The organism is Streptomyces sp. KR55, from assembly GCF_052245645.1.
Taxonomy (GTDB): domain Bacteria; phylum Actinomycetota; class Actinomycetes; order Streptomycetales; family Streptomycetaceae; genus Streptomyces; species Streptomyces flavusporus.
Map to the genome: position 1 here is coordinate 1 of NZ_JBQQCE010000274.1, position 12,890 is coordinate 12,890.

A 12,890-nucleotide genomic window follows, 5' to 3' on the forward strand; every position below is an offset into this window, starting at 1 on the left:
GGACCGACGACCGCATCGACGTCACCGGCGTGCACTACGCCTACGACCGTGGCGGCGAGGTGCTGCGCGGGGTGGACCTGACGGTGCGGCCCGGGGAACGGCTCGCGGTCGTCGGTCCATCCGGCGCGGGCAAGAGCACGCTGAGCAGGCTGCTGGCGGGCATCGACGCGCCGGGCGCGGGCACCGTGACGGTGGGCGGGGTGCCGGTCGCCGGTCTGGGGCCGGAGCGGCTGCGCCGCCAGGTCGTGCTGGTCACGCAGGAGCATCATGTGTTCCTGGGCACGGTCCGCGACAATCTCCTGATCGCCGAACCGGCCGCGACGGACGAGGAGTTGTGGGCCGCGCTCACCGCGGTCGGCGCCGACGGCTGGGTGCGCGAGCTGCCCGCCGGCCTGGACACCGAGCTCGGTGCGGCAGGCCGGCGCACCGACGGCTCACAGGCCCAGCAACTCGCCCTGGCCCGGGTCGTGCTGGCCGACCCGCACACCCTGGTCCTCGACGAGGCCACCGCCCTGCTCGACCCGACGACCGCCCGGCACACCGAGCGCGCCCTGGCCGCCGTACTCGAGGGCCGTACGGTGATCGCCATCGCGCACCGTCTGCACACCGCGCACGACGCGGACCGGGTGGCCGTGATGGAGGCGGGACGCCTGTCCGAACTCGGCACGCACGAGGAACTGGTGGCGGCGGACGGTGCGTACGCGAGGCTGTGGCGGACGTGGCACGGGGATCCGACGCCGTAGCGCATCCACAGCCCCGACAGTCCGTATACCGAACGTGAACTCCCGGACAACGAACGATTTCCGGACAAATTTTTGACGCGCTCCTGACAGTAAGCGCTCGTCGGTGCCACGCTTCCCTCGGCCACTTCACAGCAACCCCACCGATCCGCCGCTGTGTTGGCCCCGGCCATCCGCACCTGGTTTCGCGTTCTGCCCGGGCGGCCCACCCGCCGTCCGGATCTCCCCTGGCCACGTGATCCGCGGCCACGCAGAAGGAGTCAGTGTTGAGAAGCAGTTCCTCTCGCAGACGCACCTCCCACACCACACCCCGCAGAACCGCCGCCGTCGTCCTCGTCGGCGTCTCCGCCCTCCTCGCCGCCGCCGTGCAGTCCGGCGCCGCGACCGCCGCCCCGGAGAAGGCACCGTCGGCGTCGGCCGGGGCGAAGGCGGGCGCCCTGCCCCTGAAGCTCACCCCGGCCCAGCGCGCCGCGCTGATCCGCGAGGCCGATGCCGACAAGGCGGCCACCGCCGGTGAACTCGACCTCGGCGCCCAGGAGAAGCTCGTCGTCCGGGACGTTGTCAAGGACACCGACGGCACCCTTCACACCCGCTACGAGCGCACCTACGGCGGCATCCCCGTCCTGGGCGGCGACCTGGTCGTCCGGACGGCCGAGGACGGCCGCACCGAGGGCGTCACCAAGGCCACCCGGGCCACCATCGAGGTGCCGTCGCTCAAGCCCGCCATCGCCGCCGGCCAGGCGGAGCGGCAGGCGCTCGGCGCCGCACGCGCCGAGGACGCCAAGAGCCCCGATGTGAGCGGCGAGCCGCGCAAGGTGGTCTGGGCCGCGAGCGGCAAGCCGGCCCTCGCCTACGAGACCGTCGTCGGTGGCCTCCAGCACGACGGCACCCCACAGGAGCTGCACGTCATCACCGACGCGACCACCGGCAAGAAGCTGTACGAGTGGGAGGCCGTCCGCAACGGCACCGGCCACACGGTGTACAGCGGCACGGTCGACCTCACCACCACCCAGTCCGGGTCGACGTACAACCTCACCGACGGCGCTCGCGGCAACCACCGGACGTACAACCTCAACCGCGGCACCTCCGGCACCGGCACCCTCTTCTCCGGCGCCGACGACGTCTGGGGCAACAACAGCCCCTCCAACCTGGAGTCGGCCGCCGCCGACGCGCACTACGGCGCGGCGCTGACCTGGGACTACTACAAGAACGTGCACGGCCGCAGCGGAATCCGCGGCGACGGCGTGGGCGCCTACTCCCGGGTCCATTACGGCAACAACTACGTCAACGCGTTCTGGTCGGACAGCTGCTTCTGCATGACGTACGGCGACGGATCGGGCAACGCCAACCCGCTCACCTCGATCGACGTGGCCGCGCACGAGATGACGCACGGTCTCACCTCGGCGACCGCCGGCCTCAACTACAGCGGTGAGTCGGGCGGGTTGAACGAGGCCACCTCCGACATCATCGGCGCGGCCGTCGAGTTCTACGCCGCCAACTCCTCCGACGTCGGTGACTACCTCATCGGCGAGGAGATCGACATCAACGGCGACGGCACGCCGCTGCGTTACATGGACCGGCCGAGCAGGGACGGCGCGTCGAAGGACAGCTGGTACTCGGGCATCGGCTCGATCGACGTCCACTACTCCTCCGGTCCCGCGAACCACTTCTTCTACCTGCTGAGCGAGGGCAGCGGCACCAAGGTCATCAACGGCGTCAGCTACGACTCGCCGACCGCGGACGGGCTGCCGGTCACCGGCATCGGCCGGGCGAAGGCGGAACAGATCTGGTTCAAGGCGCTCACCACGAAGTTCACGTCCACGACCAACTACGCGGCCGCCCGCACCGGCACGCTGGCGGTCGCCGGTGAGCTGTACGGCACGACGAGCGCCGAGTACAAGGCGGTGCAGGACGCCTGGGCCGGCGTCGCGGTCGGGCCCCGCCCGGGCGGAGGCGGCGGAGGCGGTACGTCCTTCGAGAACACCGCCGACGTGCCGATCCCGGACAACGGCGCCGCGGTGACGTCCTCGATCCCCGTGACCGGGCGGACCGGCAACGCCCCGTCCAACCTCCAGGTCGCGGTCGACATCGTGCACACCTGGCGCGGTGACCTCGTGATCGACCTGCTGGCCCCGGACGGGACGGCGTACCGCCTGAAGAACTTCAGCTCCTCCGACTCGGCGGACAACGTCGCCGAGACCTACACGGTCAACGCGTCCTCCGAAGTTGCCAACGGCACCTGGAAGTTGAGGGTCCAGGACCAGGCGGCCCAGGACGTCGGCACCATCAACAGCTGGAAGCTGACGTTCCCGTAGGCCTGTTCGCGGCTCCCCGAAGACAGGGCGCCGTCCCGGTGGTTCAACTCCCCGGGGCGGCGCCCTCGTTCACATTCCCGAAACGTTTACCGGACAGTCGCCTTTCGGCCAACATCACCTCGAGGTCCTGACATGTACGCGCCCTGGATGTCACTCTTCCCTCACCCGCCGCACCAGCACCGATCGAATCCCCCACAGAGGAGCTCGTGTGACCCCCTTCTACGCGCGTCACCAGCGCACCACTCTGGCCATCGCCACCGCCGTGGCGGCCGGAGCCCTGCTCACCACCGGTCTGACCACCGGCAGTTCCGCGGCCGAGGCCCCGGCGCGGAGCAGCAGTAAGGCGACCCCGCTCGCCGTCCCGGTCACGCCGGCCCCCGCGGCCCGCACCGCCCTCATCAAGGACCAGCAGGCCGAGGCGACCGAGACCGCCGACGAGATAGGCCTCGGCACCCGGGAGAAACTGGTCGTCAAGGACGTCGTCAAGGACGCCGACGGCACGGTCCACACCCGCTACGAACGCACCTACGCCGGCCTCCCCGTCCTCGGCGGCGACCTGGTCGTCCACGAGTCGGCGTCCGGCACGACCGAGGGCGTCACCAGGGCGACGAAGGCCACCGTCAAGGTCGCCGGTCTCACCCCGGACATCACGAAGGCCACCGCCGAGAAGCAGGCCCTGAAGGCGGCCAAGGCCGAGGGCTCCACCAAGTCGGAGGCCGACAGCGCGCCCCGCAAGGTCGTCTGGGCGGCTGAGGGCAAGCCGACGCTCGCGTACGAGACGGTCGTCGGCGGCTTCCAGCACGACGGCACCCCGCAGGAACTGCATGTCATCACCGACGCCACCACCGGCGAGCAGCTCCACGAGTGGGAGGCGATCCAGACCGGCACCGGCAACAGCCAGTACAGCGGCACGGTGACGATCGGCACCTCGCAGTCGGGGTCGACGTACCAGCTGAGCGACCCGACCCGCGGCAACAACCGGACGTACAACCTCAACCGCGGCACCTCCGGTACGGGCACCCTGTTCACCGACGCCGACGACACCTGGGGCACCGGCTCGCCGTCCAACACCCAGACCGCCGCCGTGGACGCCCATTTCGGCGCCCAGGTCACCTGGGACTTCTACAAGACCGTCCTCGGCCGCAACGGCATCCGCAACGACGGCGTCGCCGCGTACTCCCGCGTCCACTACGGCAACGCGTACGTCAACGCGTTCTGGTCCGACAGCTGCTTCTGCATGACGTACGGCGACGGCGAGGGCAACAACAAGCCGCTGACGTCCCTGGACGTGGCCGGCCACGAGATGACGCACGGCGTCACGTCCAACACGGCCGGGCTCAACTACTCCGGCGAGTCGGGCGGCCTGAACGAGGCCACCTCCGACATTCTCGGCACGGCGGTGGAGTTCCACGCGGCGAACTCCTCCGATCCCGGTGACTACCTCATCGGCGAGAAGATCGACATCCGCGGCAACGGCACCCCGCTGCGCTACATGGACCAGCCGAGCAAGGACGGCAACTCGGCCGACTACTGGCGGTCGAACCTGGGCAGCCTGGACGTCCACTACTCGTCCGGCCCGGCAAACCACTTCTTCTACCTCCTGGCGGAGGGCAGCGGCACCAAGACCATCAACGGAGTCACCTACAACTCGCCGACGTCCAACGGCGCCACGGTCACCGGCATCGGCCGCGCCAAGGCCGTCCAGATCTGGTACAAGGCCCTGACCACGTACATGACGTCGACGACCCGCTACTCCGGCGCCCGTACGGCGACCCTGAACGCGGCGCGTGATCTGTACGGCTCCGGCAGCACGGAGTACAGCGCGGTGGCCGCGGCGTGGTCGGCGGTCAACGTGAGCTGAGCTCAGGCCTGTTGACGCAGAGCTGAGGGGCGGTACCCGGGACGAAGGCATCCCCGGGTGCCGCCCTACCCTTGTGACCCATGTCCTTCACGTACGACGCCGTCGGCGCGACCCGGGAGTACGGCTTCTGCCCGCCCGGCTTCCACCCCCTGTACGTGCGCACCCGCATCGGCGAGGGCGAGGAGGTCTTCCGCAGAGCCGCCGAGGCGGTCATGACCTGGGAGATGCACCGCGCGCTGGGCGTCGGCATCGACGCGTCGTCCGACCGCGCGGCCCCCGGCGTCGACGTCACGGTCATCCTCGCCGGCGTGATCAAGGCACCGTGCCGGGTGGTGTGGACGGTGGAGGAGTACCGGCGGGTGGGCTGGGCGTACGGCACGCTTTCCGGCCATCCGGAGTGCGGCGAGGAGGCGTTCGTGGTGGAACGGACGGGCGACGGCACGGTCTGGCTGACCGTGAACGCGTTCAGCCGCGGGGCGAAGTGGTACGCCCGAGCGGGCGGTCCGGCTACCCGGGGGTTGCAGCATGCGTATGCGCGGCGGTGCGGGGTCGTATTGCGGCGGTTGTGCGGGGAGAGCGACTGACCCACCCGTAAGACAGGACCGGTGCCAAGCTGGGCTGCACTTGAACTGCTGAGCCTGACACGGCCCCGGCCGGCACGCTTCCCTACGTGCCGACCGGGGTTCCCGCATGCTCGCTGACCTCGGTTGTTGTCCGGAACCGCGGCCGCTCGGCCTGCTCCTCGCCCGAGGTCTTCGGGCGCGCCCGAACCCTCCCCCCCGTCCAGGACGCGGCGCCTCGGCGCGCCCTACCGCATCAACACCCCCGCCCCCTCCACCACATCCTCCGAAGGCACCGCCACCAACCCCAGCTCCGCACCCGTCGCCAGCAACCGGTGCGCGGGCAGGATGCGAACCGTATAGCCGTACGGCCCCGTCCGGTCCAGGGACAGCGGCCCCTCGTACATCCAGCGCCCCTCGACGTCGGGGCCGCCCGCCGGTTTCAGCGGCACCGTCGTGGCGTCGGCGATGCGGTCCTCGGAGTCCACGCGGCCGGAGACGGCCTGGACCTCGATGTCGTCGGGGGCGAGGTCGCCGAGGGCGACGCGGACGCGGAGGGTGAGGGTCGTGCCCAGTTCGGCCGTTGCCGTGGTGGCGGACGTTTCGACGTGGTCGACCCGTACCGCGTGCCAGTATCTGCGCAACCGGGTCTTCCACTCGGCGAGTTCGCGCGCCGCGTCCGGGCCCATCGTGCGGTGGGCGCGGGCTGCGGGGGCGTACAGGCGCTCGACGTACTCGCGGACCATGCGGCCGGCCAGCACCTTGGGGCCGAGCAGGGTGAGCGTCTGGCGGACCATCTCGATCCAGCGGTCGGGCAGGCCGGCCGGGCCCCGCTCGTAGAAGCGCGGGGTGATCCGCTGTTCGAGCAGGTCGTAGAGGGCGGACGCCTCGATGTCGTCGCGTCGGTCCGGGTCTGTGCCCACACCGTCCGCGGTCGGGATGGCCCAGCCGAAGTCGGGCTGGAACCACTCGTCCCACCAGCCGTCGAGGACGGAGAGGTTCAGACAGCCGTTCAGGGCCGCCTTCATGCCCGACGTGCCGCAGGCCTCCAGCGGGCGGAGCGGGTTGTTCAGCCAGATGTCGCAGCCGGGGTAGAGCTTCTGCGCCATCGCCATGCCGTAGTCGGGCAGGAAGACGATCCGGTGGCGTACGCGCGGGTCGTCGGCGAAGCGGACGAGTTCCTGGATGAGCCGCTTGCCGCCGTCGTCGGCCGGGTGCGCCTTGCCGGCCACCACGATCTGGATCGGGCGTTCGGGGTGCAGCAGCAGGTCCATCAGGCGGTCGCGGTCGCGCAGCATGAGGGTGAGGCGCTTGTACGACGGGACGCGGCGCGCGAAGCCGATCGTCAGGACGTCCGGGTCGAGCACGCCGTCGATCCAGCCCAGCTCGGCCGTGCCCGCGCCGCGTTGCCGCCAGGAGGCGCGCAGCCGTTCCCGTACCTCCGTCACAAGCTGCTCGCGCAGGGTGCGGCGCAGCTCCCAGATGTCCTGGTCGGGGATGTCCGCGACGGCGTCCCACCGGTCCGAGCCGCCGTCGCTGAAGGCGTCCTCGGCACGCTCGGCGCCGATCTGCCGGGCGCCGAGCTGGAACACCTCGGGGGCGATCCAGGTGGGGGCGTGCACACCGTTGGTGACGGAGGTGATCGGCACCTCGTCGGGGTCGAATCCCGGCCACAGTCCGGAGAACATCTCCCGGCTGACGTTGCCGTGCAGCAGGGAGACTCCGTTGGCGCGCTGGGCCAGGCGCAGGCCCATCACGGCCATGTTGAAGAGGTTGGGTTCGCCGCCGGGGTAGGTCTCCATGCCGAGCTGGAGGATGCGTTCGACGTCGATGCGCGGGAGTTCGGCGTCGGGGCCGAAGTGGCGGGCGACGAGTTCGCGGTCGAAGCGGTCGATGCCGGCCGGGACGGGGGTGTGGGTGGTGAAGACGGTGCCCGCGCGGACCGCTTCCAGCGCCGAGTCGAACTCCAGCCCCGTGTCGGAGAGTTCGGCGATCCGCTCCAGGCCGAGGAAGCCGGCGTGACCCTCGTTGGTGTGGAAGACCTCGGGCTCGGGGTGGCCGGTGAGCCGGCAGTACGTCCGTACCGCCCGGACCCCTCCTATGCCGAGCAGCATCTCCTGGAGCAGCCGGTGCTCGCTGCCGCCGCCGTAGAGCCGGTCGGTCACGCCGCGTTCGCCGAGGTCGTTCTCCTCGATGTCCGAGTCGAGCATCAGCAGCGGGACCCGGCCGACCTGGGCCAGCCAGATCCGGGCGCGCAGGAATCTGCCGCCGGGCAGGGCGAGGGCGACCTGGGCGGGGGTGCCGTCGGACTCCTTGAGCAGGGCCACCGGCAGCTCGTTGGGGTCGAGGACGGGGTAGTGCTCCTGCTGCCAGCCGTCCCGGGAGAGGGTCTGGCGGAAGTAGCCGTGCCGGTAGAGCAGCCCGACCCCGATCAGCGGTACACCGAGGTCGCTGGCCGCCTTCAGGTGGTCGCCGGCCAGGATGCCCAGGCCGCCGGAGTACTGGGGCAGAGCGGCGGTGATGCCGAACTCGGGTGAGAAGTAGGCGACGGCGGCGGGGAGTTCACCGGACTGTGTCTGGTACCAGCGGTCGCCGGTGACGTAGTCGTGGAGATCGTCGGCCACCGTGGTGAGGCGGCGCAGGAAACGGCGGTCCTCGGCCAGCTCGGTGAGCCGCTCGGGCGGCACGCTGCCGAGGAGCCGTACGGGATCACCGCCTGATGCGGCCCACCGCTCCGGATCGACGGACTGGAACAGATCGCGTGTCTCCGTGTGCCAGGACCAGCGCAGATTGCGTGCCAGGTCGCTCAGCGGGCGGAGGGGGTCGGGGAGAACGGGTCGGACCGTGAATCGACGGATCGCCTTCACTTGGCCCCTCCGAGGATGATCGGATAGAGTGCGGCCGGTGCGCTGTGAGAACCAAGCACGCGCTAACTCCTTGACTTTGACGTCAACCGGGCAGGTTCCGACCCGGCTGGTGCTGATCGCGTAAGACTCGACCGCTCGCTGAGCGGTCGAGCGGCGTGAGCCAGGAATCCCGTTCGTTCAGAAGCGGGAGGGTTCAAATTCCACCTCGTCACGTGCGGAGGAGAACGCACGGCGGTGTGCGTCCCGTCATCGACATCGACGGTAGTGGTTACCCAGCGTCGCTGTGGCCGACTCCCCGGGGCAACCGTCCTCTGTCGGCCGGTCATGCCCCAAGCCGACCGAATTCCGCCGCAACCTTCACTCGTCCGCCATGGCCGATATGGCCGATTCCGCCCCCACAGGCCTCCTTGTGGCGCTTCACACCGCACGAGAGGCTGCCAACTGGCGTACCGGCCGGCGAGCGGGTGCACGCGGTCGGCGGCTGCCGTACGCCGAGTCGAGGAGGGGAACTCGGACCATGGCACGGACGCGAACACGGCGTCTGCGCTGGGCGGGTGGCCTCACCGCGGTGACATGTGCCGCGGTGTTTTCGGCCACCGTTCCGCCCGCGCAGGCCGCGCCGGAGGGGCGGATACTCGGCGCCGGAGAACCCGGCGCCGTCAGCGGCAGCTACCTGGTGACGCTGAAGGGGGGAACGAAGGCTCCGTCGGCGGCCGGGAAGGGCATCGCCGAGAAGTACGGGGCGAGAATCAGCCACACATACGGCACGGTCCTGAACGGCTACGCGGTGCGGGCCGGCGAGAGACAGGCGAAGCGGCTCGCAGCCGACCCGCGCGTCGCCTCCGTCACCCAGGACACCCGTGTGGCCGCCGACCACACCCAGAAGAACCCGTCGTCCTGGGGCCTGGACCGCATCGACCAGCCGAACCTGCCGCTGGACAAGAGCTACACCTGGCCGGAGTCGGCGGGCAGCGGAGTGACGGTGTACGTGATCGACACCGGCATCCGTATCTCCCCCAAGGACTTCGGCGGCCGGGCCGGTTACGGCTGGGACTTCATCGGCGGCGACAGGTCCGCCGGTGACGGCAACGGACACGGCACCCATGTCGCCGCGACGGTCGCCGGCCAGAGCTTCGGCGTCGCCAAGCAGGCCGAGGTCGTCGCCGTGCGGGTGCTGGACAACGCCGGTTCCGGTACGACCGCGCAGGTCATCGCCGGTATCGACTGGGTGACCAGGCACGCCCGCAAACCGGCTGTCGCCAACCTCAGCCTGGGCGGCTTCTACAACGCCCAACTGGACGCCGCCGTACGCACGTCCATCGCCTCGGGCGTCACGTACACCGTCGCGGCGGGCAACGACGGCCTCCCCGCCGGCCTGTACTCCCCCGCGGGCGTACGGCAGGCGATCACCGTCGGCGCCACGAGCCGCACGGACGCCCGGGCGTCCTTCTCGAACTACGGCTCCGCACTGGACCTGTTCGCCCCGGGCGTGGCGATCACCTCCGCGTCCCACAAGAGCAACACGGGCACGGCGACCTTCTCCGGTACGTCGATGGCGTCGCCGCACGCCGCGGGCGCGGCCGCGCTGTATCTGGCCGGCCATCCGGAATCCACCCCGGCACAGGTTTCCAAGGCGCTTGTGGCGGGGGCGGTTTCCGGCAAGGTCTCCGGTCGCGGCCTGGGTTCACCGAACAAACTCCTCCAGGTACCGCGGTCGTAGCGCCACATTCCAGCCGTGACGCCAGTATCGGCCCCGTTCGTCTCGAACGGGGCCGGTCTTGTGCGTAGACATACGCGTGAGTAGTTAACAAAGTGCCGGATTGCCCACCCGAACAGGGTGGGAAGGCTCCTGCGGTACGCCCCCACCGGCACATCCCGCACGACCCACCTCCCCACAGCCATCCGCCCACCCACGTTGACGCGGACAGGAGCGGTGATGCCCGCCACGCACCACTCGTCAGCACCCCTGACATCGAGCCCCGAAAGCAGCACCGAAAGCAGCCCCGAAAGCACCGAGGTACAGCCCGTGCGCCCCGTCGACGCCGGCCGGCCGGTCCCGGAGCCACCCTCCACGGGCGAGGCGACCACCGTCGGGCGCATACCCGTCCTCGACGTCCGCCCGATCGTCCAGCACGGGCGCCGGCCCGCGAAGGCGGTGACCGGGGAGACGTTCGAGGTCTCGGCGACCGTCTTCCGGGAGGGCCATGACGCCGTCTCGGCCAATCTCGTACTGAAGGGCCCGGACGGCCGCCCGGGCCCGTGGACGCCGATGCGTGAACTCGCCCCCGGCACCGACCGCTGGGGCGCCACCGTCACCGCCGGTGATCCCGGCCTGTGGACCTACACCGTGGAGGCGTGGGGCGACCCGGTCACCACCTGGCGGCATCACGCCCGGATCAAGATCCCGGCCGGGATCGACACCGACCTGGTCCTGGAGGAGGGCGCGCGGCTTTACACGCGGGCCGCCGTCCAGGCGCCGAGCAGCGTACGGCGCGTGCTCCTCGCCGCCGTCGCCGCGCTGCGGGACGAGAGCCGGCCCGCCGCCTCCCGGCTGGCCGCCGCGTTGACGCCGGAGGTGGACGGTGTGCTGGCGCGGTATCCGTTGCGGGAGTTGGTGACGGCGTCCGAGCCGCTGCCGCTGCTGGTGGAGCGGGAGCGGGCGCTGTTCGGGTCGTGGTACGAGTTCTTCCCGCGCTCGGAGGGCACGGCGGAGCGTGCGCACGGCACGTTCCGCACCGCCGCGCGCCGGCTGCCGGTGATCGCCGGGATGGGTTTCGACGTGGTGTACCTGCCGCCGGTCCACCCCATCGGCAGCACCTTCCGCAAGGGCCGCAACAACACCCTGTCCCCCGCCCCGGACGATGTGGGGGTGCCGTGGGCGATCGGCTCGCCGGAGGGCGGGCACGACGCCGTGCACCCGCAGCTGGGCACGATCGAGGACTTCGACTGGTTCGTCGCCCAGGCGCGGGCGCTGGGTCTGGAGGTGGCGCTGGACTTCGCGTTGCAGTGTTCGCCGGATCATCCGTGGGTGGACAAGCATCCGGAGTGGTTCCATCACCGCCCGGACGGGTCGATCGCGTATGCGGAGAACCCGCCGAAGAAGTACCAGGACATCTATCCGATCGCGTTCGACCGGGACATGGACGGTCTGGTCGCGGAGACGGTGCGGGTGCTGCGGCACTGGATGGCGCACGGGGTGCGGATCTTCCGGGTGGACAATCCGCACACCAAGCCGGTGGTGTTCTGGGAGCGGGTGATCGCGGAGGTCAACCGCACCGACCCGGATGTGGTCTTCCTGGCGGAGGCGTTCACCCGGCCGACGATGATGCACACCCTGGCGCAGATCGGGTTCCAGCAGTCGTACACGTACTTCACCTGGCGCACCACCAAGCAGGAGCTGACGGAGTATCTGACGGAGCTGTCGGGGGAGGCGGCGGCCTACATGCGGCCGAACTTCTTCGTCAACACGCCCGACATCCTGCACGCCTACCTGCAGCACGGCGGCCGCCCGGCGTTCGAGGTCCGCGCGGTCCTCGCCGCGACCCTCTCCCCCACGTGGGGGGTGTACTCCGGGTACGAGCTGTGCGAGAACACGCCGCTGCGCGAGGGCAGCGAGGAGTACCTGGACTCGGAGAAGTACCAGCTCAAGCCCCGCGACTGGGAGGCGGCCGAACGCGAGGGACGCACCATCACCCCCCTCATCACCAAGCTCAACAGGATCCGGAGGCAGAGCCCTGCCCTACGCCAGTTGCGGGACCTCCACTTCCACCATGCGGACCAGGAAGCGGTAATTGCGTACTCCAAGCGGGCGGGATCGAACACGGTTCTGGTGGTCGCGAACCTCGACCCCCACCACACCCAGGAGGCCACGGTCTCGTTGGACATGCCGCAACTCGGCCTGGACTGGCACGAGTCGGTGCCGGTGCGCGACGAGCTCACCGGCGAGACCTATCACTGGGGCAGGGCCAACTATGTGCGTCTCGAGCCGGGCATCAGGCCCGCGCACATCCTGACCGTCCTGCGACCGTCCACCCCGCAGACCGGAGGGTCACCCACAACATGATCGTCAACGAGCCCGTCCCGGACACCTTCGAGGACACGCCCGCCAAGGACCGTGACCCGGAGTGGTTCAAGCGCGCCGTGTTCTACGAGGTCCTCGTCCGCTCCTTCCAGGACAGCAACGGCGACGGCATCGGCGACCTCAAGGGCCTGACCGCCAAGCTCGACTATCTGCAGTGGCTCGGCGTGGACTGCCTGTGGCTCCCGCCGTTTTTCAAGTCGCCGCTGCGCGACGGCGGTTACGACGTCTCCGACTACACCGCAGTGCTGCCGGACTTCGGTGACCTGGCCGACTTCGTGGAGTTCGTCGACGCCGCCCACCAGCGCGGTATGCGCGTCATCATCGACTTCGTCATGAACCACACCAGCGACCAGCACCCGTGGTTCCAGGAGTCCCGCAAGGACCCCGACGGCCCCTACGGCGACTTCTACATGTGGGCCGACGACGACAAGCAGTACCAGGACGCCCGCATCATCTTCGTCGACAC

General features: G+C 70.3%; 8 protein-coding genes. 7 read left to right on the plus strand and 1 reads right to left on the minus strand.

Features of this window, described 5'->3' with window-relative positions:
- From ACTWQJ_RS32310 to ACTWQJ_RS32325, 4 genes are all read left to right on the plus strand, one after another.
- The coding region (locus ACTWQJ_RS32310) for an ABC transporter ATP-binding protein (RefSeq protein ID WP_443310059.1) at positions 1-743 on the plus strand (743 nt) is incomplete at its 5' end.
- Between the two features lie 263 nt (positions 744-1,006).
- Positions 1,007-3,055: a M4 family metallopeptidase gene (locus ACTWQJ_RS32315; protein WP_443310060.1), complete on the plus strand. Its 2,049-nt coding sequence runs from the start codon at positions 1,007-1,009 to the stop codon at positions 3,053-3,055.
- 208 nt (positions 3,056-3,263) lie between these two features.
- Entirely contained in the window at positions 3,264-4,916 is a 1,653-nt protein-coding gene (locus ACTWQJ_RS32320; protein WP_443310061.1) for a M4 family metallopeptidase, read from the plus strand.
- Positions 4,917-4,996: 80 nt separating this feature from the next.
- Complete coding sequence (locus ACTWQJ_RS32325) at positions 4,997-5,500, plus strand: DUF1990 family protein (RefSeq protein WP_443310062.1); 504 nt, start codon at positions 4,997-4,999, stop codon at positions 5,498-5,500.
- Between the two features lie 224 nt (positions 5,501-5,724).
- Here ACTWQJ_RS32325 and ACTWQJ_RS32330 read toward each other — a convergent pair whose 3' ends face one another.
- On the minus strand, positions 5,725-8,343 hold the full coding sequence (locus ACTWQJ_RS32330; protein ID WP_443310063.1) for a glycosyltransferase family 1 protein: 2,619 nt from the start codon (positions 8,341-8,343) through the stop codon (positions 5,725-5,727).
- Between the two features lie 517 nt (positions 8,344-8,860).
- Here ACTWQJ_RS32330 and ACTWQJ_RS32335 point away from each other — a divergent pair.
- From ACTWQJ_RS32335 to ACTWQJ_RS32345, 3 genes are all read left to right on the plus strand, one after another.
- Positions 8,861-10,063, plus strand: a complete 1,203-nt coding sequence (locus tag ACTWQJ_RS32335) for a S8 family peptidase (protein ID WP_443310064.1) — start codon at positions 8,861-8,863, stop codon at positions 10,061-10,063.
- A 216-nt stretch (positions 10,064-10,279) separates the two neighbouring features.
- Positions 10,280-12,406, plus strand: a complete 2,127-nt coding sequence (locus tag ACTWQJ_RS32340; protein ID WP_443310065.1) for an alpha-1,4-glucan--maltose-1-phosphate maltosyltransferase — start codon at positions 10,280-10,282, stop codon at positions 12,404-12,406.
- A partial coding sequence (locus ACTWQJ_RS32345; RefSeq protein ID WP_443310066.1) for an alpha-amylase family glycosyl hydrolase occupies positions 12,403-12,890 on the plus strand: 488 nt, incomplete at its 3' end. The genes ACTWQJ_RS32340 and ACTWQJ_RS32345, both read left to right, overlap by 4 nt.